Below are 17700 nucleotides of genomic sequence, written 5' to 3'. Positions count from 1 at the left end.
CAAAAATAAAAATTAAAGCGTTTACAAAACAAAAAATGCTCGTTATAATAATCCATGTAAGTTGAATAAAAAGTTGGATTGTTACTATTAAATTAGGCATGACCATGAGCTTCCCACAAAGGGCGAAGTTTATGGTCATTTTTTTTATGAAAGGAGGGGATGCTTTGTTAGTAGTAAATCGTGTTTATAATAACAACACAGTTCTGGTGGATGTTGGAAATAAAGATCAGGCAATTATTCAAGGTAAAGGTGTTGGATTTCAGAAGCGACACGGAGATGATATTTCACCCAAGGCGGTGGAAAGAATTTTTTATTTGAATACTAATGAAGCTAAAGAGAGATTTGGCACCTTATTGAAAGATGTACCTATAGATATTACAATGACCAGTTTTGCTATTATCGAAATGGCTAAGCAAACCTTCCACTATCCTGTTCTTGATTATATTTATGTAACATTAACTGATCACATATCACAAACTTACAAACATTTGATGTCGGGTAAATATCAAAAAAGTAGTGCACCTGATATTCGTGATAAGTATCCAGTTGAATATGAAATTGCTGACAGAGCGGTTGAGATGATCAATCATGATCTGAATGTGCATTTTCCTCGGGATGCAGCTCAACCAATTGCCTTACATTTCATCAATGCTCATGGTACTGAGGCAACCGAAGATATGGAAAAATTCGACGACAAAGACTTTGGCACTAGTGTTAATAAAATTGTTCGTGCGGTTTTTTCAGAATATGGGATTACGAGAAATATAACTAACCAAAATTATTTTGATCGACTAATGATCCATTTACAGTATTTGGTTGCACGGATACAAACCAATGAGCAGGATAAGCGTATTTTGAATCAAGATATTGAAGCTGATTTTCAAAAACTTTATCCAAAATCATACAAAATAGCTAATGAGATTTGTAACAAAATTGAATCTCGACTGAACATTACATTAAATGATAACGAATTAGTTTATTTTGTGATTCACATTCAACGGTTAATTCAAGAAAAATAAAATTCTAGGAGGTCAGAAATGGCAACTAAAGAAGAAATATCAATGACAGGATTTTCAATCGTCGCCTATGCGGGTGATGCTAAAACTAGCTTGATTGAGGCATTGCAACACGCTCAAAAAGGCGAATTTGATAAAGCTAATGCTTGTGTTGAGGAGGCTAATCAGTCGATTGTTGATGCGCACAATGAACAAACGAAGCTTCTGAGTAAAGAAGCAGGTGGCGAGGATATGGACGTCACTTTTATCATGGTCCATGGTCAAGATACTTTGATGACAACGATGATGTTGCTTGATGAAGTTAAATTTTTCATTGATGAGTATAAGCGAATTGATAAGATTGAAAAGAATTTAGGTATGAAATAAAAGGAGGCTATGCTATGGATGTTGAATTAAATCGTGTAAAGAAGTTACCAAAAAACTTTGTGTGGGGTGGAGCAACCGCCGCATATCAAGTTGAAGGGGCTACGAAGGCTGATGGTAAAGGTAAAACGATGTGGGATGATTATCTAAAAGCTCAAGGTCGTTTTTCGCCTGATCCAGCAAGTGATTTTTATCATTTATATCCTGAAGATATTGCGTTGTCCAAGAAGTACGGATTAAATGCGATTCGAGTCTCAATTTCTTGGACAAGAATTTTTCCAGAAGGATACGGCAAGCCTGTTCAAGCTGGAGTAGATTATTATCATAGACTGTTTAAAGAATGCTTAGACAACGGCATTGAGCCATATGTATCACTTCATCATTTTGATTCACCTAAAACTTTGTTTGATGATGGTGATTGGTTAAATCGTAAAAATATCGATTATTTTGTCGATTACGCTAAATTCTGTTTTGATGAATTTACTGAAGTTAAACATTGGTTCACCATCAATGAATTGATTTCCTTGGCTTATTCACAATATATTCAAGGAAACTTTCCACCAAACCATAGATTTGATGTGACTAGCGCTATTCAAGCCGAACACAATGAATTATTAGCTCATGCCCGAGTAGTTAACTTATTCAAAGATGGAAACTATGATGGAAAGATAGGCTTGATTCATGTTCTTCAACCAGTTTATCCATATCCTAATACACCCGAGAATCAACATGCGGCAGATCTTAGCGATGCCTTCATGAATGCCTTTCTACTAGATGGAACCTTTAAAGGTGAATACACAGATAAGACTATGAAGCTGATCAATGAAATTTTGGATGCTAATGATGCCAAATTAGATATTGAACCTGGTGATATGGATATCTTGAAGAAGGCTTCTACCAGAAACGATTACTTTGGTTTGAATTATTATCAACCATCATTCTTTGCTGCATACGATGGTGAGAGTACAAACCATTTCAACGGAACTGGTGAAAAGGGAACATCATCATTCAAATTCAAAGGAGTTGGTCAAGCAGTTAAGAATCCTGATATTCCAACAACAGATTGGGATTGGAATATTTATCCAGAAGGTTTGTACGATATTTTGAAGAGAGTCAGTTCACAATATCCAGAAAGTAAGGAAATTTTTATTACAGAAAATGGTTTGGGTCTAAAAGAAGAATTGCCAGCTGGTGCTACTCAAGATACGATCATTAATGACGACAAACGAATTGATTTTGTTGATCAGCATATGGAAGCAATTTTGAAAGCACGTAGTGAAGGAGTTAATGTAAACGGTTACTTTATTTGGTCGCTACAAGACCAGTTCTCTTGGGCTAATGGTTACAATAAGCGTTATGGTTTATTCTTTATAGACTTTGCAACACAAAAACGATACATCAAGAAGAGTGCACTTTGGTATAAGGCACTCGCTGATACAATGAAATAATAGCTTCTAGTTGTGGATTGTTACTATTAAATTAGGCATGACCGCAGTTGGGATATAGTGGGGAAAACTATATTCTGCTGCGGTCATTTTTTGTGCAATTTATTCAGCATAATAAAAAAGGGGTGTCATTATGCAATTTATTATCGATCGACTAGAGAAACATCAGAAATTCTTTGATAAAATCTCTAAAAATATTTACTTGATGGCTATCAAAGATGGATTTTTGGCCGCAATGCCAATTATCTTGTTCTCAAGTATTTTCATTCTTTTAACATCTGTACCTCCACTACTAGGGATCAATCTCTCAAGTGGATTGAATGATTGGTTTAATAAAATTTATAACTATACGATGGGATTTGTTGGTTTATATGTAGCTGGTACAACCGCAAAAGCTTTTACTGGTTCAATTAACCAACGTATCAAAGGTGGAAGATTTATTAACAGTACTTCAACCATGATGGCTGCAATGTGTGGTTTCATGCTTTTAGCTATTGGAACAACTAAGAGTGGTGCTTATCTTGGTGATTACTTTGGTACAAAAGGTATCCTTTCATCATTCGTTTCAGCATTTTTAACTGTACACATGTACAAGTTCTGTGTTGAACGAGATATTACTATCAAAATGCCAAAAGAAGTTCCTGGTGCTATTGCTCAGAACTTCCGTGACGTTTTCCCATTTTCATTTTCAATCCTTGCAATGGGTATCATTGATGTTGCTATCCGTGCTTGGTTACACGTTCCATTTAGTGAAATGCTAGCTACATTGATTGCTCCATTATTTAAAGGAGCTGAAAGTTATTGGGGTATGGCAATTATCTGGTTCTTGATCCCATTATTCTGGTTTATGGGTATTCACGGACCATCAGTTGTAAAACCTGCTATTACAGCTGCACTTTATGGTAATACAACTGCTAACTTGGCTTTGTTTAAAGCCGGCAACTTCCCATTCCACTCACTAACAGAAAACTTTGGTAATTATATTGGTGAACTTGGTGGTACTGGTGCTACGTTCGTTGTTCCATTCATCTTTATGTTTTTGATGAAATCAAAACAATTAAAGGCAATCGGTAAGGCCTCATTTATTCCTGTAATGTTTGCCGTTAACGAACCACTTTTGTTCGGTGCTCCAATTATCTTGAATCCTTACTTCTTCATTCCATTTGTCTTGTCACCAGTTGTTAATGTTTTGATTGGTAAAATGTTTATTGATTTGTTTAAGATGAGAGGATTCATGTATATCTTGTCATGGGCTTTACCTGGGCCTATTGGTGCCTTTCTAGATACTAATTTCCAACCAATTTCACTTGTTTTAGTACTCGTTCTATTAGTACTAGATACATTGATCTATCTACCATTCTGTAAAGCATACGATGCTTCATTGGTTAAACAAGAAGCAGAAGTTGACGCTGCTGACAGTGAAACTGATGCCGCTATTGAAACAACAGATACAAACGATTCAACTGATACAACACCTGCTACAGCTACTGCTTCTGTAGCAACTTCAGCAACTGCAACGACTGAAGAAACAAACGCCGAAGATTCATTTGCCAAGAAATTAAGTCATGAAGTTAAGGTTCTAGTTCTTTGTGCCGGTGGTGGTACGAGTGAACAATTAGCTAATGCCTTAACTGACGGTGCTGAAAAATATGATGTTCCAATCGTTGCCAGTGCTGGTGCTTATGGATCACATCACGATATCTTGCCAAATTACGACTTAGTTGTTTTAGCTCCACAAGTTAGAACTTACTATGACGATTTAAAAGCTGATACTGATCGTTTAGGTATTCAACTAGTTGCTACAAAGGGACAACAATACATTGCATTAACTCGTGATTCTAAGAAAGCATTAGACTTTGTATTGGATAATTTGAATAAAAAAGATGATGAAAAGAAGTAATTATTGACTAATTATCTTCATCTTCAATCACTTTATTAAAAATTAATAAAGACATGTGATCAATGAAGTGCCTTAAAGTGTTAGATTTTTGTCTAACTTTTATGGGTCACTTCATAAAAACTCACATGTCTTTTTAATATCTAAAATTTCAAATTGATGATTCTTTGCACCCGCAAAGACGTAATACTAAATCTTGGCAAAAGCTTGTTTCAAATCTGCCAACAAGTCGACTTCATCTTCAATTCCAACTGACAAGCGGATCAATTCATCAGTAATACCATTTTGAAGACGAATGTCCCGTGGAATAGCGGCATGTGTCATTACGGCAGGGACTTCGATCAAACTTTCGATTCCACCTAAACTTTCTGCTAGGTCGATCAATTTTAAACTTTCGACGAATTTCTTAGCATCAAGTCCAGCTTTCAGTTCAAAGGAAATCATTGCTCCAAAGCCACGCATTTGTTTTTTAGCGATGGCATAACCTGTGGAATCAGGATTGCCTGGATAATAAACTTTGGCAACCTTATCGTTATCTCGCAAATAGTTGTAGATCAATTGGGCATTTTCGTGATGAACTCGCATTCTTACGCCCAAGGTCTTAATACCACGCATCAAAAGCCAACTGTCATCAGGTCCGAGCACACTACCAATTGAGTTCTGAAGAAAGGCTAGTTCTTTGGCAATCTGTGAATCATTAGTAACCGCTAGACCGGCTACAACGTCACTATGACCACCAAGATATTTGGTAGCACTGTGAACGACGATATCAACGCCTAAAGTTAGAGGGTTTTGGTTATAAGGTGTGGCAAAAGTATTGTCGACGATCGTTTTTAAATTATGTTTTTGGGCAATGTCTGAAACAGCCTTTATATCAGTGATTTTTAATAGAGGGTTAGTCGGTGTTTCAAAGTAAATGGCTTTAGTGTTTGCCTGAATCGCTGCCTCAATTGCTTCAAGATCACGGGTATCTACTACGGTGAATTCTAAGCCAAAGCGTTTGAGGACTTTGTTCACTAGCCGAAAAGTCCCGCCATAGACATCATTGCCAATAATGATATGATCGCCCGCTGAAAAGAGGGAAAATACGGCATGAATGGCGGCTGAACCTGAAGCAAAGGCAAAGCCATCAGTGCCATTTTCGATAGTGGCGATTAGTTCTTCGAGAGCGTGTCGAGTTGGGTTGCCAGTTCGGGCATATTCCCACTTAGGTTGGGCTCCCAGTTGGTGTTGGTGAAAAGTCGATGAGCGATAGACAGGGATTGAAACAGCTCCAGTTGTTTCGTCTTCGCTGATACCGCCGTGGATCAATTTAGTATTAAATTTCATAATTAAAGATTCTCCTTTGTTTTTGAGCGTAAAAAAAGGGCACAAATCAAATTGATTTGCACCCTACGCGTGATTTACCAGTAGTCTAGTTCGATTTTAGATACTCAAACTGACGGCACGCATAGAATGCGAACCGCAACAACATGAAGATGTTTGAGTATTGATTAAAATCATTGTCATAGCCTCCTAGTAAGTGATGAATTGAGAATAGTTTAATTAAGTTTGTTTGTCAAATAATTATTATTTTAATAATTGATTGTAGCTAGTGACTTTATTTTTACCGTTATCTCTAGTTAACATTGTCAAACTAGAGTTTCGAGGACTAACCGTTACATCAAAATCACCATCGTTATAACGGTCAGTGATGGAGCGAATCGTCGTTCCATGTGAAACTAATAGGATTTTATCGCCATCGTGGGCGATTTCGTCGATTTTTTCAAAACCCTTATTGACCCGAGTCCAGTATTCTTCAGCGTTTTCGGCGTCATGGAATGGATCGGCTTCTTTCATGAAGTCTTTCGTAGCATCCATACCATATTTAGCGATAATTTCACTGAAGCTGTGAGCACCATGAGGTTCTCCTACCATAAACCAGGCTTCAGGAGAATTCATACCCTCAAAGTAACCATAGAATTCTTCACGAAATTCCGTTAATTTAACTGGAGTAATTTTGTCATGATTGATATTTTCATCAACGATCAATTTGCAAGTGTCGATAGCCCGACGAGCATCAGATGAATAAGCGGCCGCAAAGTCGACATCTTTTAAGGCATGGGCAGCTTTTTTAGCTACTTTTACTCCCTCAGGGGCAAGGGGGGTATCAGACCAACCTTGCATTTTGTTATATTTGTTAAACCACGTCCGTCCGTGGCGAACCAAATAAATCTGGTATTTTGCCATATAAGCGTCCTCCTCAATATTGTAGTTTTATTGTACTACATTCAGATGAGGGATTGATTGTACTTGGTTATTAGATTTTGACCATGGTCACGTTCCATTAAGGTTAAACTGGCATTAGCAGGGATGTCGTTGATCTCTAAGCCAGAAGTTGGGTAACGTAAAGCAAATCCTAGGATGGTGATACTGTGAGTCACTAACAGTATTTTATCGCCGTCTTGAGCTATTCGATCAATTTTCTTGAAACCACGATCGATTCGCCCCCAGTATTCCTCCGCATTTTCAGCATCATGTAAAGGATCAGCTTCTTTCACAAAATTCAAAGCATCATCGAAGCCATAATTTTTAACTATTTCAGTGAAAGAAGTAGCGTTATGCGGTTTACCGATTGCAAACCATGATTCATCAATACTGCGTCCTTCAAAATAGCCATAGAATTGTTCACGAAATTCCGATAGTTCTTGAGGCACTAGTTTATTTTTATTCCGACGGGTGATGATTCTGGTCGTATCAAGAGCCCGTTTCATATCAGAAGTGAAAGCAGCCTTGAAGTCAGTACTCTTCAATGTCTCAGCTGCTTTTTGTGCAACCTCAACCCCATCGTCGGTTAAAGGAGTGTCAGACCAACCTTGCATTTTTTGATACTCGTTATACCAAGTTCTGCCGTGTCTTACTAAATAAATTTGATAAGCCATTAATTTACGCCTCCTAGCAGAATAAGTTTACTATATTAGAGTCTTATCTTTAGTTATTTTGCTTATGATTGTGTAAAGTAAAGTTATTGAGAGAGTTTGGAGGAACAATTTTATGAAAATAGCGGTTATTGGTGCTAATGGAAAAGAAGGTTCTTTGATCGTCAAAGAAGCTTTGAGTCGTGGGTTAGATGTGACATCGATCGTTCGGGATGCAAAAAAATCGCTGACTGATAAATATTTGGTCAGGGATGTCTACAGTTTGGCATCCGCAGATATTGAAGATTTCGATGTTTTAGTCGATGCCTTAGGCTTTTTTGGACCAACAGTTAAAGAATATGTTCCCGCAGTTGAACATTTGATTGAAATTATCGGTGATTCAAATACGAGATTGATGGTTGTAGGTGGTGCAGGTTCACTGTATGTTGATAAAGATCACACCCAACAACTATATCAACAAGATGATTTTCCGGCCCCAATTAAAGAATTAAGTGAAGAAATGGGTAAGTCCTTAGATGTCTTGCGTAATAGTAAGATCAATTGGACCTTTATCAGTCCTGCAGCTGATTTCGATTACGAAGGAGCTAAGACTGGTAAATATGTATTAGCTGGTGAGGAATTGACCTTTGACTCTAATGGCGAAAGTAAAATCAGCTATTCTGACTATGCGATTGCTATGGTGGACGAAATTTTATCTGGTCAGAACCAAAAAGAGAGAATCAGTGTAAGGTGGTAATTGAATAATGAAAATACTTTTAGCATATACAAGTATGACCGGTCGCAATGAAAAAATTGCCAATTATTTAGCCGATTATCTACGTGAAAAAGGTGCACAAGTCGACTTACAACAAATTGTTGACGCTGACGCCTACGAATTGGTGAAATATGACGCTTTTATCGTTGAGACATATACGTATAACGATGGGGAGATCCCTGATGAAGCACAGGATTTCTATGATGATATCAAAGACATCGACTTGGAAAGAGCTAAGTTTGCTGTTTTAGGTTCCAGCTCAAAGCAACATATTCACTTTGGCCGAGCCGTTGATTACTTCACCATGCAACTAAACTCCAGTAATGGTGAGCAAGTAGCCGATTCAGTGAAAATTGATCAAGACCCTGATGAAGATGACTTCAAGCGGATTCGTGATTTAGGAGATCGAGTTTTTAATAGTATTAAATAAAAGAAGTTTCTATCGATATCCAATTAGGTTGGATTGGTCGATGGAAACTTCTTTTTTTGAGTTCTAAAGTAAATGAGATGACTTACTACTAAAATTTCTCCTCAAACGTATACTCATTAGAAATAATGGGCTGGATTTAAAGATTATTTAATATAGTAACATAGTTTGAAATTTGGTTCTAAAGCAAGTGAGATGACTTACTACTAAAACGATCGTCCAGTCGAGGGTGGGAAGTTCGTAGGTTCTTAAGTAAATGAGATGACTTACTACTAAAACACGTACACGATTAAAATTGACGTTTCAAAAGGTTCTTAAGTAAATGAGATGACTTACTACTAAAACTACAAGTTCGTAGCTGATGAGTTTGAACAAGGTTCTTAAGTAAATGAGATGACTTACTACTAAAACAACAGTGCATGGAATACATCCATACGATCGGGTTCTTAAGTAAATGAGATGACTTACTACTAAAACTTGAACTCTAACACTCATTCCTTTTCAGGTGGTTCTTAAGTAAATGAGATGACTTACTACTAAAACAGTGACCAGCTTTTTGTACTTTCTTTCCGGGGTTCTTAAGTAAATGAGATGACTTACTACTAAAACCCTTGAGTGTTTTGAGCTAAGCTCTTACCAGGTTCTTAAGTAAATGAGATGACTTACTACTAAAACACATTTACAGACGTTGATTGGAAAGTTGATGGTTCTTAAGTAAATGAGATGACTTACTACTAAAACACATTACTAACCTTTCTATGCTATTAGATAGGTTCTTAAGTAAATGAGATGACTTACTACTAAAACCGTTATTTTTTAATCAATCACTAATAATCGAATCTAACATGGTCATTATCGATTGAATAAACCCTTGCATCTAAGGTCTCATCCTTCAACATCATAGGATAGGATTCGAAGCTAACGATTGATAAGTTAACAGATTTTAAGTATTTGTTTATCTCATTTAGTTGTTCAGAGTTAAGTAAACGCTCTAAACTATAAAAGACTAATATTTTTTTGTTAAAAAATTCTGAATAAAAGCTTACTACGTCCATAAGTTTATCACAGTAATTCTGCCATTTACTAGTATCCATGAAGATTCCTTTTGCCTTTAAGATTTTTTCAAAGTCGGCATAAAAATCTAGATTTAAGGGGACAGAATACGGTGTGATAGATGCAAAAACTAGATCATTGAGTTCAGAATTGATACCTTCAATTTTATCTTTTAAAACAGTAGAATCACTGATCAATTTTTTCAAGACAACTTTTAATTGTGCAGCAGAATTTATATCAAAATTATTGAGATCGCCAATTAATGCAATATCTGCGAGGTGTTCCTCGATAGGATCATCAGGATCTGTATAAAAATGTAAAATTCTATCTTGGTCGTCAACCAAAGTAGTGTGTGTTTTGAGATTGTGTAAACGAAAGATCAACTGTGAGTATTCGTTCTTATTTTGAAAGTTTAGCAATGTTAGACCGTAGTTTAATTCAAATGGCTGATAAGGAAAAATCGTAAGAGTATTTGTCATATTACAGTTAACCTCTCAAAAGTATTCTCTTCAGAGTTGTCTTTTTTTCCTGTAAGAAAGCTCATTGCTGCAAACTGCTTCTCAGTCACAATCAATGATTGTACTAAGCCTTTTGGGTGCATATATTGAATTTAAAATAGAAGTACGATAAAATGAATTTGGTTCATAAGTAAATGAGATGACTTACTGAATTAATTAAAATAAACATAAATGTTAAATAGCCTAACGGCTGCTCCCGCGTGGGGGCTTTTTTTTTGCACTTTTTACTCTACATGGAAAATACTCTGGTATAAGCCGGTGACAGATTGATAAATTAAATCAATGTCTTTAATTTGGACACCATTACTTTTTCGTCCAAAACGACTCTTTTTTATTTCACCAAATTCAATTTTGGCATTGCTTGAGTTTGCATGAAGCATTATTAATAATTGTTGCAAAGTATTTACTTGTTCTATTTGTGTAGCTCCCATGAATTCATCTCTGATTGAAACTAAATATTTCTTCTCATTGCTATAGAAAGGATAGAAGACGCTCATTTTATCAATGATGGTATCAAAGATTTTAAGCAAATAGTCTTCGTCATAAAATGACAAAATTTGCTCATATTCCGTCTTTGGACCATGTAATAAAGTCAAAAGAGCCACATATTCTGCTGGTAAGATCAATTGTTGTGCATTAGCGATTTCTTTTTCTGATTGTAATGTTAAATAACCACTTTGAGTACTATGTATTAGTTGGCTAATCGGAATCTTAGTTTTGAGTATTTCTATTTTATTATTATGTTTAACATTATCTTCCAGCCATTTTTGTAACGAAAGTTTACCTTCATCAATTAGAGCGGCTAGTCTTATGGGGACGGATATCAAACTCGTCTTTTTATTATCAACTTTAACAATGGTTAGATATGCTGAATTCGCGCTACTGTAACCGCCATAAATAGTCGGATCCAAGTCTTTCTTTTTAGCAATTATTTTTTTGATTTTAGGATCGTGTGGGGAATAAAGTGTTTGATTGTAGAATTCACCAGATTTGATTTCCGTTCTTCTTGTGACGTTATATGGTTTGTAACGGAATATCTTAATAACTTGGTTTTTGAATTCCATATTCCAGATTTCTTCTTTATTAGCGTCAACGACTGTATCTCCAGCGACCATGGGGGTTAAAATAAAACCGTTTTTTTGGTTGTCAGGCATCTTACCATTTTTTTGAAAATTATTTTGTGCGATCGCAAAAAACTTACGATATTCTTTCTTAACCAAAAGCATCTCATCACTTGGGAATTTTTTGAGGCGATATAATCCTAGAAGACATGCTAAGTAGGCGTCTTGGGCATGATGGAAGTCATTGACATCACGATTTTTAATGAACTCGGGATGTTGGAAATGGTAATTGTCATTTTGTTGACTGAAGGCAGCTCGGAAACTACTTGTTAAGTTTGCTCTTGATTGAATGCAGGTGGTGCCTTGATCTTTATACATATTATCGAGAATATCGGCTACGTTTTTAATGATTTGGGAAGTTTGAACCAATTGACGATTAATAAAATTATTCAAATCGTCGTCCGAAATGACACGTCTAGTCAAATTTTTGAATTTCTTTGGACCCATCATGCCTTTATCTTTCATGTATGTCCAACGTTCAATATTTTTGTCGATAATAGCAGGATCAAGTAATAGATTGTCAGCCTTTCTCTGGTTTTCAGTGGCCAAGACTAGGGCCTTATTCTCAAGCGAATTATCTGGAATATATGTTCGTGGCAAAATATGGTCAACTTGATACTCTGATAGTTTATCAAGTTCCAATTGTTCGCCTGAATAGAGGGACTTTCCATTTTGAAGGAAGTACAACATCAGTCTTTCATTGGAGAGATCTTTATTGTGGTTTTTTAGTTCATCACGGATATTCTTATTAGGAATCAGATATTTACGTAAATCAGTTTTTATTTTTTTAGTATCTTTGGATAGTGAAGCGTAAAGTTTTTTTAATTGCTTTTTGCGTGAATCGGTTACAGAGGAAGATTGATCTTCTCGAGTGAATTCTAAAAAGATGTGCTCTGGCGCATGTCCCATAATTTTTACAATTTCTTGAACAATATTTATCGATTGGATAATACTACGTTTTAAGGCTGGCGAAGTATGAATGTCATCAACAAGCTCTTTAATGTCAACGTCATCTTTTTTATCAGAATTATAGTCGTCGATTTTGGTCTTAAATTTGTAGTTATCATCATTCAAGATACTATTGAAATTCTTTTTAGTAGCCCACATTAAATTCAAAATTGAGTAATTTTCTGATTGATGTGATTGAGCTGTAGTAGTTTCAGTTTTGAGACCACAAAGTAGTTTTTTGGATAATCTTCCCCAGCCACGATAGCGAATGTTGGAGAGCTGTTTAATTTGTTTAGGAGTGTATGAATATTTGGAAGTGTTTAATTTTTCAGACAGTATTTTTTTATCCTCGAAAACAGTGAACCACTCGATTAATTCTTCCAATTGTGGTTGATTAGCTGGATCTTCAACGAAGGCTTGATCAAAGATACTTTTTAGGTCAATGAAGGTTGATAAACAGGAGATGAATTCAGATCCTTTCGCTAACCCCATAATAGTAGGAGCGGTGTAGTAACTATTAGCGATGAGCCATTTGGCCAATTGTTCACTGGTAACTTTTTTATACCGTTTGAAAAGGTCATTAAAAATTTGTTGCTTGGCAGGTAAAGGCAGTTTTGATCCTTTGGGATCGGTCTTTAAATCTTTGGTTACTCTAATATTATTTAATTCATTTAGAACTTCATATCGTTGATATATTAGACTATTTTTCGGTAAAACCGGTTCACCGACTAAGTAAGTATCAGTAGAGGTCATTTTTTTTATGAAATTATTCGAAGACTTTTCACGATCGACAACTTCGTCAAAGTTCCAAGGTCTAGCTTTCTTTTGAACCTTTTTCTCCATCCAGGCAAAGGGATTCTTTTTATCATTTTGAAGAGGTCCGACATAATAGGGAATCCGGAAGCTGAGAATAGAAATAAGTTTATCTCGGTTCTCTTTTAGGAAGGGGTAGTACTTCGATTGATTATCAATTATTTTTTCCATCTCAATAAGATTCAACTGAAAAGGAATTACCCCGTTTTCACTAGTACGTTGTTTTAATAAGTAGGTGTGTGCGTTGATCTTTTTTAACGCTTCTTGAGCCAGATTTTTAGGAGTTGCTTTTTCCAAAAATGGAGTTATATCTTTATAAAGCTGATCAGCTGTAAGGTCACTGTTAATGTACTTTTTATATGCTTGTTGTGCCTGTTTGGTTAACTCAGAATCTGTAGAATTAGACCACATTTTCCTTAAATTGGATAAATCATTTCGGTGTCCGTTATATTGTTCGATTTTAGCTAAACTCAAATAGGTTTGACCATGTAAAATATTATTTAAGGTTATGGTGCTATATATTTTATTGGCAGAAGTAATCAGATGAATTTGCTTGTCAGATAACAGACTGTCTAAATTTAGTAGCTTGGTTTCAATATCTTTATCTGAAAACGATAATTTAGAATCACTTTTCTCTAAATCGGTATTGAATATATTATTCAAGTTAGCTGAATTGCCTAAAATAAGTTTCAAAATTTCTTGCAAATATTTTTTTGAGTCTTTATCTAAAGTTAATGAATTAATCACTGTGTCTTTTTTGAAAGTAGGACTAGTATCTTTAGCTAATAAACTTTCTGCAATTTTTTCGAAATCAGTTTTAGCTGGGAAGCCGGTTTCCAAAGGTAACTCTTGATTGAACTCGATTAACATCTTTGTAAAGTCATTATTCATTTCAGAGATGTTGAATTTTCGATATTCGTACGTGAAATTACCACGATATTTGATGATATTATGTAAAGCTAGATAAATTAACCTAACGTCAAACTTTTTATCATTGAGCATTAAGTCACGTCTTAGGTGATAAATCGTCCGATAATCGTGATAGTAATCGCTGTCAGTATAGTCTTTGTCAATGAATAAGTTGTATTTATCACGTGACCGTGAAGGATCTTTTTTGGAAACCCAAGAGGAGTTAAGTCGCATTAGAAAAGAAGGGTCAATTTTGGCAAGCTCCTGGCTAAAGATTTCGTTGAGCCAATTGATTCTATTGCGTCGGCGTCTATATCTTCTTCTAGTCGAGCGACTAGTCCGTCGTTTAGCAGCGGTTTCAGCTTCACTAAATAAGCGCACACCCCAGAGATTCTTTTTCTTGATATTAAGTAATTCGTAGTTTTTGTTGGTAACAGACCATCCTACAGAACTTGTACCAATGTCTAAACCGATATAATATGGTTCTTCTCTTTTATCCATTCCATTCTCCTTAAACGCTTTACTAAGCTTGATTAAAATTTAACTATATACTAAACTAAAGCTATTATCTTCTCAATAGCAATTCGCATTTACATATTTTTTCAATCATTCTTAATCTTACATAGGGGGGAATTATGACTGCAATAAGTAGTATAGGGTTAGTGATTGTTACTTTGGCTGTGGTTTTTTATATCGTGAAAGTAATTTTAAATGTAAAAAATAGGCCCAAAAGAACAAAATATCTAAAATATTTAGCAATTAGCTTTGTATTAATGATTTTTTTCACGATTATGAGTGCTATCTCAGTTGGGAGTGATTCGGCAGATAAAAGTAGAACGACTTCTGCCGATACAGCTGCCAAAGTCGTAAAGAAACAAAAGTACATTGGCAAAGACAAGTATCAAATAGCCAAAAAAGAGAATGTGGCTTTGATCGCAAAGAAAAAAGATCTTGAGAAGCAAAATGATAAGCTTCAAGATCAAAAGGATCAGATTGAAAGTGCTGATCAAGCGCAAAAACAAAAAGAGGCTGAGGCTCAAGCGGCGGCTCAAAAGCAACAAGAAGAACAAGCTAAGGCAGCTGAGAAGCAACAAGCTGCAGCTTCTCAACAACAATCCCAAACGACTAATTCACAACCACGTGGTGATATGAATACAGCAGATTCTGGAGATATTATTGGTAACTCGAATACCCATGTATATCACGTCCCCGGACAGGCTGGATATAACATGAATTCAGCGAATGCGGTCCACTTTAGTAGCGAACAAGAGGCCATCAATGCTGGTTATCGGAGGTCTAAACGTTAATGAAAAAACTAGTTAAACTTTTAATTTTATTATCATTAGTTCCTGCCACGGCAACTTTTACGCAAGAAAGCCAAGCAGCTAATAAGCATGTCCAAACTGAATATAATTATACTTACCAGAAAAAAGCTAAGAAGCTTGTTTCAAAAAATAAAAAGTTAAAAAAATCGATTACGAAGCTGCAACAAGAGATTGCAGACAATCAAAAATATATCGATGAACATAATAACCAGCAAAATAAAAACGCTGATAATACAGACTTAGCGAACCTAGATTATAATGGCTCGCAAGAAATTATCGTTAATAACAATAATCCCAAATTTAATGACAATGATTTGAGTACTGCCAAAGGTGCCTGGCAAACTTATGGCGATTTGGATAATCTCAATCGAGTCACTGCCGCCAATGCAATGCTAAATGTTTCTTTAATGCCAAAAGCTAAACGGGAACCATTGCACTGGAATCCAACTGGTTGGCATAATAAACGGATCAGTGGTGGTTGGTTGTATAATCGTAGCCATTTGATCGGCTATCAACTAACGGGTCAAAATGATAATCCTAAGAACTTGATGACCGGAACTCGTTCTTTGAATAGTCCTGAGATGTTAGCACATGAAATGGATATCGCATATTACTTAAAACAAAGCAACGCCCATTATATTCGATATCGTGTTACACCAATCTTTCGTGGTGATGAATTATTGCCACGAGGGGTACAAATGGAAGCACAATCTATCGGTGATAACTCAGTTCATTTCAATGTTTATATTTTCAACGTTCAATCAGGCGTGACGTTAAATTATGCTGACGGAACTAGTCAGGTTGGTTAAAAGTTTCTATAAACTAAAGCAATTATCTAATGTCTTTCATAAAAAAATTCCAGTGAATCAACCATCTCAATTGGTTAATTTCATTGGAATTTTTTGTTATCTGTAAATCAAATGATATTTTTTCACTTTGGTTACTGACTAAACCGTCGAGCAGGACTTAAACTATCATTCTTTTTACCAGCAATTATTGCTTCCTCGGTTTGAATTTTAGCCTTTAAGAGGGTTAATCGTTCAGTCGAGTCGGTTAATTCAGCCTGTGCTTTTTGATATTGCTTCAACAACATGGCGTGGCGTTTTTTTACAGCTGCTGGACCGGATTTTTGACAAAGCTCTTGATAAGACCTTATTTCGCTGATAGTTAAGCCTAATTCTCGTAGAAATTTGATTCCTTGTAGCCAAGTAATGGCTTCATTATCAAAGATTCGTTCACCCTCTGAATCTCTAGTCATGGAAGGAATTAAACCTAAGTCGCTATAGTAACGGATGCTGGAGACCGAAAGACCAACTTGCTTACTGATTTCAGAAATTTTCATGTGTTATCAAATCCTTGAATGAATTTACATTTGAGTAGTTGGTCGAATGACGATCTCATTGATTGTGGTATCTTCGGGTGCGTTGATAGCAAAAGCGATCGCTTCGGCTATTCGGTCAGCACTAATTGCATAGTCAGCATAAAATTTGTCAGTGATTTCTTTATTCTCAGGGTCTTTAACATGGTCTGGTAATTCAGTATCAATCGCTCCAGGAGAGATGACGGATACCCGAATATTACTTTTAGCAGCTGCCTCTTCTTTTCTCAAAGATTCACTGATAGCTCGAACGCCAAATTTAGTGGCCGAATAAACTCCAGAACCAATGCTCGCGGTATGACCAGCAACTGAAGAGATATTGATGATTTGTCCACTATTTTCTTTTCGCAAGATAGGTAAGACAGCATCAATTCCATTTAAGGTGCCTTTCAAATTTACATCGATCATTTGATTCCATTCGTAGATACGCCCCTTAATTAATTCTGAACGAGGCATTAGACCAGCGTTGTTAATCCAGACATCGATTTTTCTAAAAGTGTCCAGAGTAAATTGAGCTAAGTCTTCAACTTGGTTTAGATCGGTGACATCGGTGACCTTGTAAGCCGCAATACCATCGGTTTTAGTGATATCTTGTACGATATTTTTTAGCTTATCCTCACGGCGGGCAGCTAAAACGACCTTATTGCCTTGTCTGGCCAAAATCCTAGCTGCAGCCTCACCGATACCGCTGGAAGCACCAGTTATAACAATCACTTTTTTCATGTCAAATGCTCCTTACAAAATGATTATTGTTTTGGAGTCAGCATAGCATCTTTAATTGGGGAGATTAATTTTTTGAATCGTTGAAGGGGCAT

At 36.0% G+C, this 17700-nt stretch carries 15 protein-coding genes and 1 CRISPR repeat array; of the genes, 8 read left to right on the top strand and 7 right to left on the bottom strand.

The window, feature by feature from the left end; all coding sequences use genetic code 11:
• Positions 1-164 precede the first annotated feature (164 nt).
• The 4 genes from ACG72T_RS06525 to ACG72T_RS06510 all read left to right on the top strand — a co-directional run bounded on the left by ACG72T_RS06525 (position 165) and on the right by ACG72T_RS06510 (position 4724).
• Positions 165-1019, top strand: coding sequence for a PRD domain-containing protein (locus ACG72T_RS06525; RefSeq protein ID WP_395265366.1), 855 nt, complete (start codon positions 165-167; stop codon positions 1017-1019).
• 18 nt (positions 1020-1037) lie between these two features.
• The gene (locus ACG72T_RS06520) at positions 1038-1382 is read left to right on the top strand and encodes a PTS lactose/cellobiose transporter subunit IIA (protein ID WP_395265365.1); all 345 of its coding nucleotides are present in this window, start codon (positions 1038-1040) and stop codon (positions 1380-1382) included.
• Between the two features lie 14 nt (positions 1383-1396).
• Positions 1397-2827: a 6-phospho-beta-galactosidase gene (gene lacG, locus ACG72T_RS06515; RefSeq protein ID WP_395265364.1), complete on the top strand. Its 1431-nt coding sequence runs from the start codon at positions 1397-1399 to the stop codon at positions 2825-2827.
• Positions 2828-2957: 130 nt separating this feature from the next.
• Positions 2958-4724 carry a PTS lactose transporter subunit IIBC gene (locus ACG72T_RS06510; protein ID WP_395265363.1) on the top strand — a complete coding sequence of 589 codons (1767 nt, stop codon included), beginning with the start codon at positions 2958-2960 and terminating at the stop codon, positions 4722-4724.
• Positions 4725-4910: 186 nt separating this feature from the next.
• Here ACG72T_RS06510 and ACG72T_RS06505 read toward each other — a convergent pair whose 3' ends face one another.
• From ACG72T_RS06505 to ACG72T_RS06495, 3 genes are all read right to left on the bottom strand, one after another.
• Positions 4911-6050 (bottom strand): trans-sulfuration enzyme family protein, encoded by a 1140-nt coding sequence (locus tag ACG72T_RS06505; protein WP_395265361.1) that lies wholly within the window; start codon positions 6048-6050, stop codon positions 4911-4913.
• Positions 6051-6290: 240 nt separating this feature from the next.
• Positions 6291-6950, bottom strand: a complete 660-nt coding sequence (locus ACG72T_RS06500) for a histidine phosphatase family protein (RefSeq protein WP_395265360.1) — start codon at positions 6948-6950, stop codon at positions 6291-6293.
• Between the two features lie 41 nt (positions 6951-6991).
• Positions 6992-7642, bottom strand: a complete 651-nt coding sequence (locus ACG72T_RS06495) for a histidine phosphatase family protein (RefSeq protein ID WP_395265359.1) — start codon at positions 7640-7642, stop codon at positions 6992-6994.
• A gap of 112 nt (positions 7643-7754) precedes the next feature.
• Here ACG72T_RS06495 and ACG72T_RS06490 point away from each other — a divergent pair, with 112 nt between their 5' ends.
• Positions 7755-8375: an NAD(P)-dependent oxidoreductase gene (locus ACG72T_RS06490; protein WP_395265358.1), complete on the top strand. Its 621-nt coding sequence runs from the start codon at positions 7755-7757 to the stop codon at positions 8373-8375.
• 7 nt (positions 8376-8382) lie between these two features.
• Positions 8383-8823: a flavodoxin domain-containing protein gene (locus ACG72T_RS06485; protein WP_395265357.1), complete on the top strand. Its 441-nt coding sequence runs from the start codon at positions 8383-8385 to the stop codon at positions 8821-8823.
• Positions 8824-8997: 174 nt separating this feature from the next.
• Positions 8998-9627: direct repeats of the CRISPR family, unit length 36 nt; unit sequence GGTTCTTAAGTAAATGAGATGACTTACTACTAAAAC.
• A 20-nt stretch (positions 9628-9647) separates the two neighbouring features.
• Here the strand turns inward: ACG72T_RS06485 and csn2 are convergent.
• Positions 9648-10352, bottom strand: a complete 705-nt coding sequence (gene csn2 / locus ACG72T_RS06480; protein WP_395265356.1) for a type II-A CRISPR-associated protein Csn2 — start codon at positions 10350-10352, stop codon at positions 9648-9650.
• 263 nt (positions 10353-10615) lie between these two features.
• The gene (gene cas9, locus ACG72T_RS06475) at positions 10616-14683 is read right to left on the bottom strand and encodes a type II CRISPR RNA-guided endonuclease Cas9 (protein WP_395265355.1); all 4068 of its coding nucleotides are present in this window, start codon (positions 14681-14683) and stop codon (positions 10616-10618) included.
• Positions 14684-14817: 134 nt separating this feature from the next.
• On the opposite strand from cas9, the gene ACG72T_RS06470 reads away from it, so the two are divergent.
• Complete coding sequence (locus tag ACG72T_RS06470; protein ID WP_395265354.1) at positions 14818-15489, top strand: hypothetical protein; 672 nt, start codon at positions 14818-14820, stop codon at positions 15487-15489.
• Entirely contained in the window at positions 15489-16316 is an 828-nt protein-coding gene (locus ACG72T_RS06465; RefSeq protein ID WP_395265353.1) for a DNA/RNA non-specific endonuclease, read from the top strand. The genes ACG72T_RS06470 and ACG72T_RS06465 overlap by 1 nt, the downstream gene beginning before the upstream one ends.
• Positions 16317-16447: 131 nt before the next feature.
• Here the strand turns inward: ACG72T_RS06465 and ACG72T_RS06460 are convergent, their stop codons facing one another.
• Positions 16448-16849: a MerR family transcriptional regulator gene (locus tag ACG72T_RS06460; protein ID WP_395265352.1), complete on the bottom strand. Its 402-nt coding sequence runs from the start codon at positions 16847-16849 to the stop codon at positions 16448-16450.
• Between the two features lie 24 nt (positions 16850-16873).
• The gene (locus ACG72T_RS06455) at positions 16874-17608 is read right to left on the bottom strand and encodes an SDR family oxidoreductase (protein ID WP_395265351.1); all 735 of its coding nucleotides are present in this window, start codon (positions 17606-17608) and stop codon (positions 16874-16876) included.
• Positions 17609-17700: the final 92 nt, after the last annotated feature.

The organism is Companilactobacillus sp. FL22-1 (assembly GCF_043951805.1).
In the GTDB taxonomy this organism is placed as follows: Bacteria; Bacillota; Bacilli; order Lactobacillales; family Lactobacillaceae; genus Companilactobacillus.
Note: the sequence above shows the minus strand (reverse complement) of the source record. Positions and strands in the feature narration are given on the sequence as shown.